Annotated in this window: 18 protein-coding genes; 8 read left to right on the top strand and 10 right to left on the bottom strand. The window is 56.6% G+C overall.

Annotation, left to right across the window (positions count from 1 at the left end; genetic code table 11):
• Positions 1 to 38: 38 nt before the first annotated feature.
• Positions 39 to 1,106, bottom strand: coding sequence for an oxygen-dependent tRNA uridine(34) hydroxylase TrhO (trhO, locus tag QOT07_RS09575; RefSeq protein WP_283602987.1), 1,068 nt, complete (start codon positions 1,104 to 1,106; stop codon positions 39 to 41).
• A gap of 208 nt (positions 1,107 to 1,314) precedes the next feature.
• On the opposite strand from trhO, the gene QOT07_RS09570 reads away from it, so the two are divergent.
• On the top strand, positions 1,315 to 2,412 hold the full coding sequence (locus QOT07_RS09570; RefSeq protein ID WP_283602986.1) for an NADH:flavin oxidoreductase/NADH oxidase: 1,098 nt from the start codon (positions 1,315 to 1,317) through the stop codon (positions 2,410 to 2,412).
• A 17-nt stretch (positions 2,413 to 2,429) separates the two neighbouring features.
• Here the strand turns inward: QOT07_RS09570 and QOT07_RS09565 are convergent, their stop codons facing one another.
• Complete coding sequence (locus QOT07_RS09565) at positions 2,430 to 2,591, bottom strand: histidine kinase (protein ID WP_099064822.1); 162 nt, start codon at positions 2,589 to 2,591, stop codon at positions 2,430 to 2,432.
• A 274-nt stretch (positions 2,592 to 2,865) separates the two neighbouring features.
• Between QOT07_RS09565 and QOT07_RS09560 the strand changes: the two genes are divergently transcribed.
• The 4 genes from QOT07_RS09560 to QOT07_RS09545 all read left to right on the top strand — a co-directional run bounded on the left by QOT07_RS09560 (position 2,866) and on the right by QOT07_RS09545 (position 7,637).
• Positions 2,866 to 3,786 (top strand): Kdo(2)-lipid IV(A) acyltransferase, encoded by a 921-nt coding sequence (locus tag QOT07_RS09560; protein ID WP_099064821.1) that lies wholly within the window; start codon positions 2,866 to 2,868, stop codon positions 3,784 to 3,786.
• A gap of 100 nt (positions 3,787 to 3,886) precedes the next feature.
• Positions 3,887 to 4,171 (top strand): YciI family protein, encoded by a 285-nt coding sequence (locus tag QOT07_RS09555; protein ID WP_176980294.1) that lies wholly within the window; start codon positions 3,887 to 3,889, stop codon positions 4,169 to 4,171.
• 200 nt (positions 4,172 to 4,371) lie between these two features.
• Complete coding sequence (mdtG, locus tag QOT07_RS09550) at positions 4,372 to 5,607, top strand: multidrug efflux MFS transporter MdtG (RefSeq protein ID WP_261415783.1); 1,236 nt, start codon at positions 4,372 to 4,374, stop codon at positions 5,605 to 5,607.
• 476 nt (positions 5,608 to 6,083) lie between these two features.
• A complete protein-coding gene (locus QOT07_RS09545) occupies positions 6,084 to 7,637 on the top strand; it encodes a peptide MFS transporter (RefSeq protein WP_099065683.1) in 1,554 nt (517 codons plus the stop codon).
• A 47-nt stretch (positions 7,638 to 7,684) separates the two neighbouring features.
• On the opposite strand, the gene QOT07_RS09540 is transcribed toward QOT07_RS09545, so the two are convergent.
• The 4 genes from QOT07_RS09540 to QOT07_RS09525 are packed head-to-tail and all read right to left on the bottom strand — an operon-like array spanning position 7,685 to position 9,249.
• On the bottom strand, positions 7,685 to 8,083 hold the full coding sequence (locus QOT07_RS09540) for a VOC family protein (protein ID WP_283602985.1): 399 nt from the start codon (positions 8,081 to 8,083) through the stop codon (positions 7,685 to 7,687).
• Complete coding sequence (locus tag QOT07_RS09535) at positions 8,083 to 8,502, bottom strand: YeeE/YedE family protein (RefSeq protein ID WP_085116214.1); 420 nt, start codon at positions 8,500 to 8,502, stop codon at positions 8,083 to 8,085. The genes QOT07_RS09540 and QOT07_RS09535 overlap by 1 nt, the downstream gene beginning before the upstream one ends.
• A 4-nt stretch (positions 8,503 to 8,506) precedes the next feature.
• Positions 8,507 to 8,941 carry a YeeE/YedE family protein gene (locus QOT07_RS09530; RefSeq protein ID WP_262260875.1) on the bottom strand — a complete coding sequence of 145 codons (435 nt, stop codon included), beginning with the start codon at positions 8,939 to 8,941 and terminating at the stop codon, positions 8,507 to 8,509.
• Entirely contained in the window at positions 8,938 to 9,249 is a 312-nt protein-coding gene (locus tag QOT07_RS09525) for an ArsR/SmtB family transcription factor (protein WP_283602984.1), read from the bottom strand. Before QOT07_RS09525 ends, QOT07_RS09530 begins: the two co-directional genes overlap by 4 nt.
• Before the next feature lie 140 nt (positions 9,250 to 9,389).
• Between QOT07_RS09525 and QOT07_RS09520 the strand changes: the two genes are divergently transcribed.
• Entirely contained in the window at positions 9,390 to 10,151 is a 762-nt protein-coding gene (locus tag QOT07_RS09520) for an AraC family transcriptional regulator (protein WP_085116211.1), read from the top strand.
• Here the strand turns inward: QOT07_RS09520 and leuA are convergent.
• A complete protein-coding gene (gene leuA / locus QOT07_RS09515) occupies positions 10,136 to 11,806 on the bottom strand; it encodes a 2-isopropylmalate synthase (protein ID WP_283602983.1) in 1,671 nt (556 codons plus the stop codon). The two genes, QOT07_RS09520 and leuA, sit on opposite strands and share 16 nt — an antisense overlap.
• Before the next feature lie 207 nt (positions 11,807 to 12,013).
• On the opposite strand from leuA, the gene QOT07_RS09510 reads away from it, so the two are divergent.
• Together QOT07_RS09510 and QOT07_RS09505 are read left to right on the top strand one after the other, a co-directional pair.
• Complete coding sequence (locus tag QOT07_RS09510) at positions 12,014 to 12,391, top strand: MysB family protein (RefSeq protein WP_085116209.1); 378 nt, start codon at positions 12,014 to 12,016, stop codon at positions 12,389 to 12,391.
• 63 nt (positions 12,392 to 12,454) lie between these two features.
• Positions 12,455 to 13,015: a GNAT family N-acetyltransferase gene (locus QOT07_RS09505; RefSeq protein ID WP_283602982.1), complete on the top strand. Its 561-nt coding sequence runs from the start codon at positions 12,455 to 12,457 to the stop codon at positions 13,013 to 13,015.
• Here QOT07_RS09505 and QOT07_RS09500 read toward each other — a convergent pair.
• The 3 genes from QOT07_RS09500 to QOT07_RS09490 form a co-directional block, all read right to left on the bottom strand.
• Positions 13,006 to 13,251 carry a YceK/YidQ family lipoprotein gene (locus QOT07_RS09500; RefSeq protein ID WP_099065689.1) on the bottom strand — a complete coding sequence of 82 codons (246 nt, stop codon included), beginning with the start codon at positions 13,249 to 13,251 and terminating at the stop codon, positions 13,006 to 13,008. The genes QOT07_RS09505 and QOT07_RS09500 overlap by 10 nt on opposite strands.
• Before the next feature lie 162 nt (positions 13,252 to 13,413).
• Positions 13,414 to 15,975, bottom strand: coding sequence for a glucans biosynthesis glucosyltransferase MdoH (gene mdoH, locus QOT07_RS09495; protein ID WP_283602981.1), 2,562 nt, complete (start codon positions 15,973 to 15,975; stop codon positions 13,414 to 13,416).
• Positions 15,968 to 17,536, bottom strand: a complete 1,569-nt coding sequence (locus QOT07_RS09490; RefSeq protein ID WP_176980288.1) for a glucan biosynthesis protein G — start codon at positions 17,534 to 17,536, stop codon at positions 15,968 to 15,970. The genes mdoH and QOT07_RS09490 overlap by 8 nt, the downstream gene beginning before the upstream one ends.
• Between the last annotated feature and the right edge of the window lie 8 nt (positions 17,537 to 17,544).

Here is a 17,544-nt window from a genome sequence, read left to right as displayed (position 1 = left end):
CGAAGCGCGGCGGCAAGGCTGCCGCGCTTACTGTTGGCTCAGCTTGCCGGGCCTTCATCTTCCGGTGCCGGAATGTGCATCGTGGTCTGCAATAACCCTTTCGACTTATTGAAAATCTTGACGCCATTTTCGCGGCCGGCACGGCGCGCACGCTGTTCTTCACGCGGCAACTTCAACTCTTCGCGGCAGATCTCGCTGCAACAGCCTTCAAATTTGGCCGCACAGCTCGGACACTGAATAAACAGCAGGTGACAGCCGTCATTCAGGCAGTTGGTGTGAGTATCGCAAGGCGCACCGCACTGGTGGCAATTGGCGATCACGTCGTCGGAAATCCGCTCGCCCATGCGCTCATCAAACACAAAGTTTTTGCCGACAAACTTCAGCGGTAACCCCTGCTCTTTAGCCTTGCGTGCATACTCGATAATCCCGCCTTCCACGTGATAGACGTTCTTGAAGCCGTTATGCAACATATAGGCACTGGCTTTTTCACAGCGGATACCGCCGGTGCAGTACATGACAATATTTTTGTCTTTATTGTCCTGCAGCATCTCAACCGCCATCGGCAGTTGGTCACGGAAAGTGTCTGAAGGCACTTCGATAGCGTTTTCAAAGTGGCCGACTTCATACTCGTAATGGTTACGCATATCGACAAACAGCGTATCCGGATCGTCAATCATCTGGTTAACGCGATCGGCCTGCAGATACTCACCGACGTTTGCCGGGTTGAAACTCTCATCATCCAGACCGTCGGCAACGATGCGTTCGCGCACCTTCAGGCGCAGCACCCAGAAGGATTTTCCATCGTCTTCCAGAGCGATATTCAGACGCACCTGATCCAGCGCCGGATGCGAGGCAAACAGCGCGGCTTTGAACGCCTCAAACTTATTCTGCGGCACGCTGATTTGCGCGTTGATCCCCTCTTTCGCCACATAAATGCGGCCAAACACCTTCAGCTTGTCGAACTGAACGTACAGGCTGTCGCGAAACGCTTTGGGATCTTCGATGGTGAAATATTTATAAAAAGAAACTGTGGTGCGCGGCTCGGTTTCCGCCATCATGCGCGCCTTCAGTTCCTCATTAGAAATTCGGTTATGTAACACTGGCATGGTGTACTTTCCTGTCTTTCGGGAGGTGACTGATTTGAACACGCGCCGACCGCAGGCCCACGCGCGGCGCACATAATACCCGAAAATGTGGCTCAAAACAGCATTAACCCGTCGATGAGGTGAAGCGCTGGAAACTTGACGCTGTTCACAAATCCCGATACTCCTAGTGGGAGCTTATCCCCTATTTACCACGGATCTGGAGGACGTCATGAGTCAGCTATTTACCCCGATAACGCTGGGAAAACTGAGTTTACCCAACCGTATTATTATCGCACCCATGTGCCAATATTCCGCCGATCACGGCAAAGCCACCGAATGGCATACCCTGCATCTCGGGCACCTGTCATTGTCCGGTGCCGGTTTGCTGATTGTAGAGGCGACTTCGGTAGCGCCTGAAGGGCGTATTACCCCCAACGATCTCGGCCTGTGGGACGACACAACCGAACAGGCGTTAGCGGAGGTGGTACAGGCAGTGAAAAAACACGCCACCATGCCACTGGGTATTCAGCTTGGCCATGCCGGACGCAAAGCTTCTTGCGCAGTCCCCTGGGCAGGCGGTGGTCAACTTGATGCCGCCAACGGTGGCTGGCAGACGCTCTCCGCCTCCGCGGTCCCCTTTGCCCAGCAGGATGAGTCTCCCGCGGCAATGAGCCTGGAACAGATTGAACGCTTGAAAGCCCAGTTTGTTGACGCAGCAAAACGCGCCGATCGGCTCGGTTTTGAATTGATTGAGCTGCATGGCGCGCACGGCTATCTGCTGCACCAGTTCCTTTCACCGTTGGCTAACCAGCGCAACGACCAGTACGGCGGCTCATTGCAAAACCGCATGCGCCTGCTGCTGGAAATTTACACTGAAGTGCGTGCCGTGTTCCCGGCGCACAAGGCACTCGGCGTACGTATTTCCGCCAGTGACTGGGTCGAGGGGGGTTGGGATGAGCAGCAGTCGGTTGCGCTGGCAAAAACGCTGAAACAGCTGGGCTGCGACTATATTCACGTTTCCAGCGGCGGCCTTTCACCACAGCAGAAGATCCCGGTGGGTCCTAATTATCAGGTACCGTTCGCCGAAACCATCAAGCGGGAAAGCGGGCTGCCCACCATCGCGGTCGGGCTGATTACCGAGCCGGAGCAGGCGGAAGCGATTGTCGCCACCGGGCAGGCGGATATGATCGCGCTGGCTCGCGGCATCCTATACAACCCACGCTGGCCTTGGCACGCCGCCGCTAAACTGGGTGAAAAGGTCAGTGCACCGCCGCAATATTGGCGCTCTGAACCGCACGTATTAAAAGGCTTGTTTAAAAACGGCTGAGGAAACCGGGGTGAGGCTCAGCGCCCGCCCCGGCATTCGGTAAAACCGGAAATCACGATCCCCGCCAACAGGGCGACGCCCGACACCGCCAGCAACGGATTAAATTGCAGGTGGGCCCCCAGGCTGCCCAGCAATGCCCCGGTAACCAATAGTCCCGCACTTAACCATGATGCCAACATAAAACCCCCTGAATAATTGCGCGGTATAATACGCGTCTGTCGCTTACGGATTTTATCCTTTAGAGCGGTTCTGTCGAATTATTGGCCAACTTATATCCGTTTATCATTAAAAATGATGTTTTAATGCGGTGCCTTTTCACGTTGTGCGATAAAAATGCCACAATAGTCGGTTATAAACGGCAGAAAATCGTGCAGGGTCCAGGCTCCGGTGCAGAACTGGCCCTCCCATCATTCTGTTATTATCATTAAATGACTGCTTCTAAGCTGAGAACACATGACTCAAGTTCCTTCTTTTAATCGCTCTTTACTGCATCCGCGTTACTGGCTTACCTGGATCGGCATCGGTTTGCTCTATCTGCTGGTCTTGCTGCCTTACCCGATTATCTATCGCCTTGGCACCTCGCTGGGTCGTTTTTCCATGCGTTTTCTCAGACGCCGCGTGGAGATTGCCCAGCGTAACCTGATGCTGTGCTTCCCTGATATGCCACAGGCCGAGCGTGATGCGCTGGTGGTTCAGAACTTTGAGTCCGTCGGCATGGGGTTATTTGAAACCGGCATGGCGTGGTTTTGGCCAAACTGGCGTATCGAGCGTTGGTTCCAGGTCAGCGGGCTGGAACATATTCAGAAGGCTCGAGACAACCATCAGGGTGTACTGCTGATCGGCCTGCACTTCCTGACGCTGGAGCTCGGTGCCCGGATCTTTGGCATTCATAACCCAGGTATCGGCGTTTACCGGCCGCACGACAACAAGCTGATGGACTGGCTGCAAACCTGGGGTCGCATGCGTTCCAACAAATCGATGCTGGACCGTAAAGACGTGAAAGGCATGATCCGCGCGTTGAAACAGGGCGACATCATCTGGTACGCCCCGGATCACGACTACGGCCCGCGCAGCAGCGTGTTCGCCCCGCTGTTCGCCGTGGAGAAAGCCGCCACCACCACCGGCAGCTACATACTGGCGAGAATGGGTAAACCCGCGATTATTCCTTTTACCCCACGCCGCCTGCCGGACGCCAAAGGGTACGAACTGATCATGCAGCCGGCGGTGGAAAACTTCCCGCTGGATAATGAGTTCGAGGCCGCAGCCTTTATGAACAAGGTGGTGGAGAAGGAGATCCTGATGGCACCGGATCAGTACATGTGGCTGCATCGCCGCTTTAAAACTCGTCCGGAAGGCGAGCCCTCACTGTACTGACCGCTAACCCGCCGCACGGCGGGTTTTTTATTCCGCTGATCTTGAGAATCGGCGGTAACGGTGGGATGGTAAAGCCTTCGTCGCTAATCCTGGAGTTGTTATGTACATCGTTAACCTGACCTACCACCGCCCGATAGCAGAAGTCGACGGCCACCTTGAAGGGCACATTACCTGGCTGAAGAAATATTTCCAGGACGGCACCTTCATCGCCTCCGGCCGTAAGAATCCGCGCACCGGCGGTGTGATCCTGGTGAAGGGCATAGATCGCGCCCAACTGGACGCCATTGTCGCGCAGGATCCCTTCAACGCCGTAGCGCACTATGAGATTACCGATGTCGCCCTCTCCACCACCGCCAGTGGTTTTGAACTGCTCGCCGGGCTTTAAATCTGCCGATTTTCCGCGCGCACAGCGCGGAATACTGCCAATATTCTATTTTTAAAACTTTATTTCATTTTCCGTCTATCCCTCCCCACATCAATTGATGCCGCCTATAATTAAGCGCATACTTATCAGGCTAACTTTTTTGCTTTGCCCCCTTGCTTGTGCACGTCCGCAAAGCGCCCCACCTTATGCAGCAGGAAAATATGGCTTCGGCACCAGAACCCATCAACTGGAAACGCAATCTTTTTGTCACCTGGCTGGGGTGTTTCCTCACCGGTGCCGCCTTCAGCCTGATCATGCCATTCCTGCCGCTTTATGTAGAAACCCTTGGCGTCACCGGCCACCAGGCGCTGAACATGTGGTCTGGCCTGGTTTTCAGTATCACCTTCCTGTTTTCTGCGATTGCCTCCCCATTCTGGGGCGGGCTGGCTGACCGGCGCGGACGTAAGCTGATGCTGTTGCGCTCGGCACTGGGTATGGCGATTGTGATGCTGCTGATGGGCATGGCGCAGAATATCTGGCAATTTTTGGCGCTGCGCGCGGTACTGGGCCTGCTCGGCGGTTTTATCCCCAACGCCAACGCGCTGATCGCCACTCAGGTGCCGCGCAATCGCAGCGGCTGGGCGCTGGGTACCCTGTCCACCGGCGGGGTCAGTGGTGCCTTGATTGGGCCACTGATTGGTGGCCTGCTAGCCGACCAATATGGCCTGCGTCCGGTGTTCTACATTACCGCCGGTGTGCTGCTGGCCTGCTTTGTTCTGACGCTGCTGTATGTCAAAGAACAATTCACCCCGGTGCAGAAAAAAGACATGCTGCACGCCCGTCAGGTGTTTGCGGCGCTCAAGAGCCCCAAGCTGATCCTCAGTCTGTTTGTCACCACCATGATTATTCAAGTCGCTACCGGATCCATAGCGCCGATCCTGACGCTGTACGTGCGTGATCTGGCCGGTAATATTCATAATCTGGCCTTTGTCAGTGGCCTGATCGCCTCGGTGCCGGGCGTCGCCGCGCTAATGAGTGCGCCACGGCTGGGCAAGCTGGGCGACAGGATCGGCCCGGAGCGCATTTTGGTGTTTATGCTGATCGTATCGGTGCTATTGCTGATCCCGATGGCCTTTGTGCAAACCCCGTGGCAACTCGGCGTACTGCGCTTCCTGCTGGGTGCGGCCGACGGTGCGCTGTTGCCGGCGGTACAAACCTTGCTGATCTATAACTGCACCAATCAGGTAGCCGGGCGGATTTTCAGCTATAACCAATCATTCCGCGATATAGGCAACGTCAGTGGCCCATTGATGGGTGCCGCCGTCTCCGCCAGCTATGGCTTTCGCGCGGTATTCTGCGTCACCGCCGTGGTGGTGCTGTTCAACGCGATTTATTCCTGGTGGTGTTTGCAACGCCGACCGGCGCGGATGAGGGAAGACACCCTGCAGGAAGAGTAATAGCCGTATTTATCACCAGTTCCCTCACTTAAATGGGCTGACGGCCCGTTTACCCTACTTTTAGTATTGATACCCCTCAGTATCCCTCAGCCAGTGCTCATCAGATAATTCTTAATGCAATTGCTTGTTTTTAAAAAAGTTATTAACTTTTAGTGCAATAAACCACCTGTCAATAACATTCCCGCCGTAACCAACATAAAAACCAGGAAAGGAGATGTTTGTCGACTTTTCATCTAAAAAATGGGATACAGGGACTAGACAAAACCACCATCCAGTTATCAAATGGTTAAATAATATCACGCCCAATGTAAAGCATTGGCCAAGTGAAAAAAGGCCGACGCGCTTTCCACGGTTAACGGGCGCTGCGGCTGCGGTTTTGTCGGGTAATCCGCACTGGGTGGATCACCTTCCTTAAATACACATACATACCACAATATAAGCTGCATCAATGCGGCGCATTTTATTGGGAAGACGTTATGCAATCCTCTGTTAATAACCAAGAAAGCCGGACCTTCTTCGGCCATCCTTATCCGCTGGGATCCCTGTTCTTTACCGAAATGTGGGAGCGGTTCTCGTTTTACGGCATTCGCCCATTACTGATCCTGTTTATGGCCGCCACGGTCTACGACGGCGGCATGGGGTTGGCACGTGAAAATGCTTCGGCGATTGTCGGTATTTTTGCCGGCAGCATGTATCTGGCTGCCCTGCCGGGCGGCTGGTTGGCAGATAACTGGCTGGGTCAGCAAAAGGCGGTTTGGTACGGCTCGATTCTGATCGCCCTCGGCCACCTGTCGATCGCGCTGTCTGCCTTTATGGGCAACAACCTGTTCTTCATCGGCCTGATGTTTATCGTGCTGGGTTCCGGCCTGTTCAAAACCTGTATCTCGGTGATGGTCGGTACGCTGTACAAGAAAGGCGACAACCGCCGTGACGGTGGTTTCTCGCTGTTCTATATGGGCATCAACATGGGCTCGTTTATCGCCCCGCTGATCTCCGGCTGGTTGATCCGTTCCCACGGCTGGCACTGGGGCTTCGGTATCGGGGGTATCGGCATGCTGGTGGCGCTGGTGATCTTCCGCGTCTTTGCCGTCCCGGCGATGAAACGCTATGACAGCGAAGTGGGCCTGGACTCCACCTGGAACAGCCCGGTCGCCAAGAAAAACGGCGTCGGTGCCTGGCTGATTGCGCTGGCCGTCGGTGCGGCGGTGATTATCACCCTGATTGCCCAGGGCATCATCGTGATTAACCCGGTCGCCGTGGCCAGTACGCTGGTTTACGTGATTGCCGCCTCAGTCACCCTGTACTTCATTTACCTGTTCGTGTTTGCCGGCCTGAGCCGTAAAGAACGCGCCCGCCTGTTGGTCTGCTTCATCCTACTGGTGTCCGCGGCCTTCTTCTGGTCAGCCTTCGAACAGAAACCGACCTCGTTCAACCTGTTTGCCAACGACTATACCAACCGTATGATTGGCGACTTCGAGATCCCGGCGGTGTGGTTCCAGTCGATCAACGCCCTGTTTATCATCCTGCTGGCACCGGTATTTAGCTGGGCATGGCCGGCACTGGCGCGTAACAAAATCCGTCTGAGCAGCATCACCAAGTTCGTTATCGGTATTCTGTTTGCCGCTGCGGGCTTCGGGCTGATGATGCTGGCTGCGCAGAACGTGCTGAGCAACGGCGGCGCGGGCGTGTCTCCGCTGTGGCTGGTCGGCAGTATTTTAATGCTGACGCTGGGTGAGCTGTGCCTTAGCCCTATCGGCCTGGCGACCATGACCCTGTTGGCGCCGGAAAGAATGCGTGGCCAGATGATGGGCCTGTGGTTCTGCGCCAGCGCGCTGGGTAACCTGGCGGCCGGTCTGATCGGTGGCCATGTGAAAGCCGACCAACTGGGTATGCTGCCTGACCTGTTCGCACGCTGCTCAATTGCGCTGTTGATCTGCGCCGCAGTATTGACCCTGCTGATCGTCCCGATCCGCCGCATGATGGAAAACACTCAGGGCAAAAGCGCACAGAAACCGGCTGCCAACGCCTGATTACTGTTTCGTTTACCCTTCAGCCAGCGCCCGGTGCGCTGGCTTTTTTATGCATCCCAGACCCGCTGTTGCAACACCACCCGGTAACCGTCCAGATCCTCGAACGTCTGTCCGCTGGTGTCCCAATAAGGGTTGTAGGCGGCGACACGCCGAAAACCGGCGGCCAGCATTCGCTGGCATCCCATCAGCCAGTCCGCTTCATCCGGTAAATAAAACACCAGTAAATGATCTTGCGTCGGCGCCTGCCCCACTTTGACGCCACGATGGTGAGTGAACTCCAGGTGATAACCGTGCTGTGGGTGCCCGACCATCACGCCGTCAAAACCCTGATGATCGTCGAACTCGCCCAACCGTTCGAAACCCAGCCCCTGACAGTACATAGCCGCAATTTCTTGCAGACGATCGGTCGGGCGCGCAATGCGCAGTACCGCATTAGCTATCGGCATTATTTTCTCCGCATCATAATGATTTCATACAGTGCCATGCCCACCAGCATCGCCGCCACGAACAGCCAGCCCGCCGAAGAGCCCGCCCCGGCGAGTACCCAGGCCGGCCCAGGGCAAATGCCCGCCATGCCCCAGCCAATGCCAAACAACGCGCTGCCTGCCAGTAAACGACCATCGAGACGACGGTTGGTTGGGATCTGCATCTCCTCCCCCAACAAACTGCGCTGTCGGTGGCGAGCCCAAAGAAACGCCGGTGCCGCCACCGCAATTGCCCCCACCATCACCAATGCCAGCGACGGATCCCAATGGCCGGTAATATCGAGAAATGCCAAGACCTTGGCCGGATTGGCCATACCGGCAACGATCAGGCCAAGGCCAAAAATCGCACCGCTCAGTAAAGCAAACAGGTATCTGAACATGGTGTTAGCCTCCCACCCAGTGACGAACTGCCCAGACCGTGGCAAAGCCCAGCAGCATGAATACCGCCGTGGCCGCCAGCGAACGCGGTGCCAGTCTTGCCGTACCGCAAACGCCATGGCCGCTGGTACAGCCGCCGCCCAACCGGGTACCCACCCCCACCAACAATCCGGCCACGATCAGCCACAGGCTGCTGCCACTCACTGGCATTGCCGGTAAGGGTGCGCCAATACCATACAGCCAGGGCGATACCAACAGCCCGACAAGAAATGCGGCCCGCCAGGCTTTCTCTTTGCCCCGCGGCGTCAGCAACCCCCCGGTAATCCCGCTGATGCCGGCAATACGGCCGTTAAACACCAGCAGCAGCGTGACCGCGATACCAATAATCCCTCCGCCAGCCAGGGCCGATAACGGCGTAAAATGCAGCCAGTCAATGGTCATTGTGTCTCTACCGGTTTTGGGCAGTAGAGTTGATACAGGATGCCCAGTATTGCCAGCGCCTTTTCATCACTGACCGCGTAGTAAATTTGTTTGCCGTCACGGCGTGTGGCTACCAACCCTTCCTGACGCAATACGCCAAGCTGTTGTGAAAGTGTCGGCTGGCGGATCGCCAACGCCTGAGCCAATTCCCCTACCGACATCTCGCCCTGGCTGAGCTGACACAGCAACAGTAAGCGATCCTCATTGCCCAGCGTCCGCAGTAATGTTCCGGCCTGCGCTGCCGCCTGCCGCATGCTGTCGATATCCATCACCCCTCCATATAGTTTATAAAATAATATATTGTATATTTATAAACTATATTTCCCCACCGCACCATAGGCTGGTGCGAAAGGTTTCAGCATGGCATGCTGCCGTTATAACTTTCCGCAGACTGGGGATGCCCCAAACAATGCTGCTTTTCCATGACGCTGTGCCCGCCAACCGGTCGATTGTACCGATTGCCAAAGATTACCAGCACGGCGACTTCGAGCCGCCCCACTACCATGACTGCGCGCAATTGATTCATAGCCTCAGTGGCGTGGTGCAGGTCAATACCCGTCTGGGCAGTTGGGTGGTCCCGCCAGGGCGCGGCGTCTGGCTGCCGGCACGGGTTGAGCACAGCCTGCGCATCACCGGCAAGGTCGCGGCAAGAGCTCTGCTGGTCGATCCGCTGGCGCGCGCCGATCTGCCGGCACGTTGTGAAGTGGTGCAGGTTTCCCCGTTGCTACGCGAACTGATTATCTGTGCGATGGATATTACGGCGGACTACCCCACCGGAGGACGTGAAGAGCGGATCATGGAGCTGATCCTGGATGAGCTGCGCGTGCTGCCTATTTTGCCACTGAATCTACCCGAGCCGCGCACTGAGGCGCTGCTGACACTGTGTCGGCATATTCAGCAATCGCTGGCACACCCTTGGGAGTTGGAGCAGGCGGCCCGTTACATCAATGTCAGTGGCCGCACGCTGTCACGGCGCTTTCAGCGTGAGACCGGGCTGCGCTTTGGTGACTGGGTGCGACGTGCCCGGTTACTGGCGGCATTGAACGCGCTGGCCGCCGGGCATTCGGTGTTGGAAGTGGCACTGGATCTGGGTTACGACAGCCCCAGTGCTTTCAGCGCCATGTTCCGTCGCCTGCTCGGCGTCGCGCCCAGTGCTTATTTCGCCAAATAACGTGCGGCAACGTTGAACAGTGCCTGCAACGAGGCACTGGCGGAATCGACGTCGATGCCCACGCCATAAGCCGCCTCACCGTGCGCCAGCGTACAACGAATGTAGGCTACGGCGCGGCTGTGGCTCTGATGCCCTAATGTATGCTCGTGGTAGTCCTCTATCGCCAGATTCAGTCCAAAACTCTGACGCAGCGCATCCACGGCACTGGACAACAGGCCGTTCCCTACGCCCAGCAACCGCTGCTGTTGCCCTTCGAACAACACCCGAGCACTGAAGCTGTAGGCCTCGACGCTGTGACTCTCGGTCTGATAGCTCAGCAATTGCAAGCGCGGTTGCTCGACCAGGCCATAACTGACGCGAAACAGCCGCCACAACTCGGCGGTGGTCATCTCTTTGTCGCTGCCGTCGGTGGATCGCTGCACTACTTTGCTGAAATCAATCTGCAGCCCGCGGGGTAACGACAATCCATGGTTCTGTTCCAGCAGCCAGGCCGCCCCACTTTTACCCGACTGGCTGTTAACCCGGATCACCGCTTCATAACTGCAGCCGACGTCCGCCGGATCGAGCGGCAGATAAGGCACCTGCCACAGGCCATCCTGTCGCTGCTGCTGGGCGGCGAACCCCTTTTTGATCGCATCCTGATGCGAGCCGGAAAAGGCGGTGAAAACCAGTTCACCGGCATAAGGGTGACGTGGGTGCACCGGCAGTTGGTTGCATTGCTCGACCACCTCCACCACCTGCTTCAACTGGCTAAAGTCCAGCCCCGGCGCAATACCCTGGGTATACAGATTGAGCGCCAGCGTCACCAGGTCAACATTGCCGGTGCGCTCACCGTTACCGAACAGGCAGCCTTCCACCCGATCGGCGCCGGCCAGCATCGCCAGTTCGGCGCAGGCGACTCCGGTACCGCGATCGTTATGCGGATGCACGCTGATTGTCACCCGATTTCGCTGACTGAAGCGACGGCAAAACCATTCAATCTGGTCGGCGTAAACGTTCGGTGTACTGACTTCTACCGTCGCCGGCAGGTTGATGATCATCGGCCGCCCGGGGCCAGGCTGCCAGACATCCGCTACCGCTTCGCAAATTTCCAACGCAAACTCCAGCTCGGTAAAGCAGAAGGTCTCCGGCGAATACTCAAAGGTCCAGGCAGTCTCCGGCTGCTGCTCGCACTGCTGGCGAATACGCAGCGCCCCGTTGACTGCCAGCGCCACCGTTGCCGCCTTATCCTGCTTAAACACAATTTCACGGAACATCGGCGCGGTGGCGTTATACAAATGCACAATAGCTCGTGGCACCCCCCGCAATGCCTCAAAGGTGCGATCGATCAGGTCATCACGCGACTGGGTCAAGACCTGAATGCTGACGTCGTTCGGGATCAGTTGCTCATCAATCAATGAGCGAACAAAATCAAAGTCGGTTTGCGACGCCGAAGGAAACGCCACCTCAATCTCTTTAAACCCACACTGCAACAGCAGTTGGTAGAACTGGCGCTTACGGTCGTTATCCATCGGCTCCGCCAGCGCCTGATTGCCATCACGAAGATCGCTGGAGCACCAACGCGGCGCCTGCTGCAGGGTACGACCGGGCCATTGACGCTCCGGCAATACCACCGGCGGGAAAGGACGATATTTGATTGAAGGGTTGGCTAACATGGCGATCTCCTGGGCTGTCATAAGCGATGCCTTATTATTTCCTGCCGGAAGATGACCTGCTCCCGCCTGGCGGACAACCATCGTCGCGAAACGGACAACAAAAAAATTTGCATCCTGCGCCAGTACAGCAACAATTACTTTTGATGTCAGTCATGGCGTTTTGGCACGGCCAAAATCCTTTCGTTACCCTCACTACTGGAGATAACCATGAGCCTGTATGCAACCCTGGAAGAAGCAATTGAAGCAGCGCGCGAGGAATTTATTGAGTCCGCCGAAAGCGGTAACGATGATCAACCGCCGGTGCCACAACAGTTCAATCTGCAAAAGTACGTGATGCAGGATGGTGATATCCTGTGGCAGGCCGAGTTCTTTGAGCAAGAAGGGGAATCGGTCGAGTGTCTGACGTTACGCAGCGGTGCCGCCGCACAGGCCATTTTCGACGGTGATTATGACGAAGTCGAAATCAGCGCCGAATGGATCGAGGAAAACACGCTGCACGAGTGGGAAGAAGGGGATTTCCAACTCGATCCCCCACTGGATACCGAAGAGGGCCAAACCGCCGCCGACGAGTGGGATGAACGTTGAATGATAGCGGGCGGGAGCGAAACTTCCCGCCCATAAACTCCCCATCATTTTCAGAGAGGCATCATGATTATCCGCCAGGCACGCCCCGAGGATTACCCCGCCATTCTGCAGCTGCAAACACAAAATACCCCGGCCAATTTAAGCGACAGCCAGAAACGTCAGGGTTTTATTGTTTCGAGTATGAACGAAGCCCAATTAACCCGCATTAACCAGGGTCTGGGTATTCTGGTGGCAGTTGAAGATCAGGCGTTGGCCGGTTTTGTTTGCCTGATGACCACGGACGCGCAGCCCCGCCCGCCGGTGGTGGATGCCATGCTGGAAAAACTTGCCGGCGAGTCGTTCAACGGGCAACCGTTGAATGAACAGCGGGTGTTTATGTATGGCCCGGTGTGTCTGGATACCGCCTGGCGTGGCAAAAGCGTGCTGAAGCAACTGTTCGCCGCCGTCAAGGCACACACCCGGGAGGAATTCGACGTTGGCGCTCTGTTTATTGACGACAGCAACCCGCACTCACTGGCGGCCCATCAGCAGGGATTGAAGATGACGGTGCTGGCTCCCTTCCACTGCGGCCCGCATGGATACCAACTGCTGGTGTTTGCCACCCGGGACCAGGCTTATTCGTAAGGCCCGTGCTGCGCATCAAACGGCAGCATAAAGGTATCTACCACCATCGACAGCGGCACATCGATCACCGTGACATAACGCCAGGGCGTATCGCGCAGATCCCATTGCACACCCGGGTAATATTGATGGCCGTGGCCGGCACCCGGTACTGTGCGGCTGATAATACTGCCGCAGCCGGTTAACAGCGTCACGCCTGCTGCCAATAATGCCAGCCGAAGAAAAGCAGAAAGATTCACCAAATTGACTCTTGATCCTGGTTGTTCTGAAAGTAAACAACGCCCGCCGCGAATGTTAACATAGTTTTTTCTATTCAGATTGTCAGCATGGCGTAAGCGAAGCGCCAAAAAAAACGGGGAACACGCAATGCGCATTCCCCGTTTCGGCTACCCGGTCAAGGCTTAACGTTGACCCTGCGGATGAGCCCGTTCATTGTGCGGCAGTTGCTGGTAGTGCTCGCGCCAGGCGGCCCCTTCCGGCAGTAACCAAACACGCTGATGCAAGCGCGATAACGCAACGGGATCGCTTAACAGCTCCAGGCGTTTGCCCTTCACCAGCTTCTCCGGCCCCAGTTGCAATGCCTCGTTCACCCGCTCTTCACGATTGTGCTCGATAGCACCCCGCAGGTGGTGACGCGCGGTCGCCAGCGCAGCCGCCAAAGCATTGAACGACGGGTTAACCACCGCGTGCATAAAGCCATTGGCCAGAGCACGTTCACGGTTAAGCTGCAAATACTCTTCGGTCGCCAGCAGTTCGCGCGGCGGAGAGTACTCTTCCGGGATCAGGAACAGTTTGGCTCGCTTGCTTTTGATACCCAGCGTCGCCCGGCTCGACAGAGACGAAACGATCGGTGACAGGATCAGCGAGAACACGATCGGCGACAACCACCACAGGAAGCGCAGATCCAGCCAGGCCATACCACCGGCCCAAACCAGACCGAGCAGCATCTGTGAACCGTGGCGTTTGAAGGCTTCGCTCCATGGCGTGTCATCGTCGTCACGCTGCGGAGAGTTCCACACCACTTCCCAACCGAGGAAGGCACTGACCACGAACACCGTATGGAATAGCATACGTACCGGTGCCAACAGCACCGAGAACAGCATTTCCAGCAGCATTGACAGGAACAGACGCACGCCCCCACCGTATTCCTTGGCACCTTTCGCCCAGATCAGCACGATACTGAGCAGCTTAGGCAGGAACAACAGCACCAGAGTGGTAGAGAACAGCGCTATCGCCAGTTCAGGACGCCACTGCGGCCAGACCGGGAACAGCTGACGTGGCTGCAGGAAGTACTGCGGTTCCATCAGGGTATGCACCACCTGCAACGCAGTGGACAACGCCAGGAACATAAACCACAGCGGTGCAGACAGGTATGACATCACGCCGGTCAGGAACACCGCACGGTGCACCGGGTGCATGCCTTTCACCAGGAACAGGCGGAAGTTCATCAGGTTACCGTGGCACCAGCGACGGTCACGCTTCAGTTCGTCCAGCAGGTTCGGCGGCAATTCTTCATAGCTGCCCGGCAGATCATAAGCAATCCACACGCCCCAACCGGCACGGCGCATCAGCGCGGCTTCCACAAAGTCATGCGACAAGATGGAACCGGCAAAGGAGCCTTCGCCCGGCAGCGGTGCCAGCGCACAGTGTTCGATAAACGGCTTCACGCGGATAATCGCGTTGTGACCCCAGTAGTGCGACTCACCCAACTGCCAGAAGTGCAGACCGGCGGTAAACAGCGGCCCGTAAACGCGGGTAGCAAACTGCTGCACGCGAGCATACAACGTATCCATACCTGAGGCTTTCGGCGCAGACTGGATGATACCGGCGTTCGGATTGGCTTCCATCAGGCGCACCAGACCGGTGAGACACTCACCGCTCATCACGCTGTCGGCATCCAGGATCACCATGTAGCTGTACTCGCCACCCCAGCGACGGCAGAAGTCGTCGATGTTTCCGCTTTTACGTTTCACACGGCGACGACGGCGGCGATAGAAGATACGGCCATGACCTTCTACGTCACGGCACAGTTCCATCCAGGCCTTCTGTTCCGCCATGCAAATATCCGGGTCGTAGCTGTCGCTCAGCACGTAGATATCGAAATGTTCGAGCTGACCGGTGACGGCAACCGACTCATAGGTCGCACGCAGGCCGGCAAACACCCGTTCGACGTCTTCGTTACAGATCGGCATGATCAACGCGGTGCGGTGCGCCGGATTGATTGGCTCATCGCCCTTGATGGTGGAAGAGATACTGTATTTGTCTTTGCCGATCAGCAACTGCAGGAAGCCCATCAGCGCGGTCCAGAACCCGGCCGATACCCAACAGAACAGAATGGCGAACAGGATCAGAATGCCGGTTTGCAACACGTAAGGCAGCAGTTGCAGCACCGATTGCATCAGATCCTGGTCCAGCATCGCCAGCGGATCGATCAGCGCCCAGCCCTGATATGGCAAGATGGTTTTCATGTACCAGGTAGCGATACCGGTCTGCACCAGCATCAGCACCAACAGCACATAACGGCGCATCGAACCGACCACGCGCCAGCGGTTTTCCGCGGCGGCTTCCTCTTTGGAAGCATGACGGTTGTGCGGCGAGCGCCCCAGCAGAGAATCCCAGAAGCGCGCCACCGGGTTGGTGCGCCAGGCTTCCGGGAACATGCTGGTGCGTTTAATCGGCGGCGTGGCCTTCAGAATACTGCGGCCTTCCACGTCATTGTCAAAATCGTCGTCGCTGACCGCATCTGGCCAGGCGCTTTCGATACGCGCCTTGACCGAGGCCAGCGCCACGTCATCCGCCGACAGCGTATTGACGTTGGCATCGGCGGCGCCCATCTTGCGATGCAGCGCCTCCAGTGCCTGGGCGTCATCCGCTCCCGGCTGGGGTTTAAGCGCCTCTGACTGCTGAGCAGTCAGAGGCATTGCCGCAAGATAATCCTGGGCAAGTTGAGTAGGCTTATTCATTGGCAGGTAGCTGATAGCTCCAGGTTTCCGACAGGGTCTTATCACCATTGACCAGCGCTGCGCGCATTTCTACCGGCTTCTTGTCGTCTTTCACTTTCAGACGCACCGTCAGACGCCAGCCTTTGGTCACTGGATTATAGCGGACATTGTTTTCTACCATTTCACCGTTGTCACCGATGCTCACCTGAGCGGCAACCGGTGTCGCCGCGTCCAGACCTTTCAGTACCGGGCCAACGAAGTCAACCAGGAATGCCACGCTGCCGTCTGGCTCGCGGATCAGGTTAGACTGCTTCACATCACCGGTAGAACGCATGGTCTGGCTGACGTAGGCAATGTCCTGCGAATGCAGTTTGTCTTCGTCACGGGTGAAATGCAGGCGATAGTTTAGTGCCAGCGGCGTTTTGGCATCCGGCAACACGTCCGGAGTCCAGAAGGCCACGATGTTGTCATTGGTCTCATCCGCCGTTGGGATCTCCACCAGCTCAACTTTCCCCTTGCCCCAGTCGCCACGCGGTTCGATCCAGGCGCTTGGACGCAGATCGTAACGGTCGTCCAGATCTTCGTAATCCTTGAAGTTACGGCCACGCTGCAGCAGACCGAAACCTTTCGGGTTCTCGACCTGATAGGTGCTGACGGACAGGTGCTTCGGATTATTCAGCGGACGCCAGATCCATTCGCCGTTGCCGGCATGGATAGACAGACCGTTAGAGTCATGCAGCGCCGGACGATAGTTCAGCGTCGGCGAAGGCTGGTTTGGCCCGAACAGGTACATGCTGGTCAGCGGTGCCATACCCAGTTTGCCGACCTTGTCGCGCAGGAACACTTTAGACTCGACGTCCACCGTGGTATCGCGGCCCGGATAGACCACAAAACGGTAAGCCCCGGTAGCACGCGGTGAATCCAGCAGCGCGTAAATCACCAGATGTTTGTCGCCCTGCTTCGGACGTTCAACCCAGAATTCGCGGAAACGCGGGAACTCTTCACCGGACGGCAATGCAGTATCAATCGCCAGGCCACGTGCGGAAATACCGTAAACCTGCCCTTTACCCACCACGCGGAAGTAACTCGCGCCCAGCAGGCTCATAATTTCGTCGTTCTTGTCCGCACTGTTGATCGGATAAATCACCTTGAAACCGGCAAAGCCGAGGTTTTTTACCGAATCCGGATCGTGCTTCACCGAACCAAAGTTGAAGTAGTCCGGGTTGTACTTAATCTGCTTCACGGTGGTCGAGGTGACTTCATTGATTTTCACCGGCGTGTCGAAGTACATCCCCTGATGATAAAACTCAAGCTTGAATGGGGTTTTCAGCTTGCTCCAATAGGCTTTATCGTGATTGAACTGAATTTGCTGATAGTCCGCGAATTTCATCTCACGGAATTGAGAAGGAAGGTTGCTCTTCGGAGCCTCAAAGCCTTTTCCTGCCAGATCCTGTGCCTGCTTGGCCACATCATCAATAGAAAAAGCCCATGCCGGCGAAGTAAACAGCGTGAACAATACGGTCGCACCTAACCAACGTACGCTCGCGGCGCGTGGTTTCTTGGATAATATATTAACTAGCACATCCCCCC

This window comes from Serratia proteamaculans, from assembly GCF_949794035.1.
GTDB classification, from domain to species: Bacteria; Pseudomonadota; Gammaproteobacteria; order Enterobacterales; family Enterobacteriaceae; genus Serratia; species Serratia proteamaculans.
This window is presented reverse-complemented; position numbering and strand designations above follow the sequence as displayed.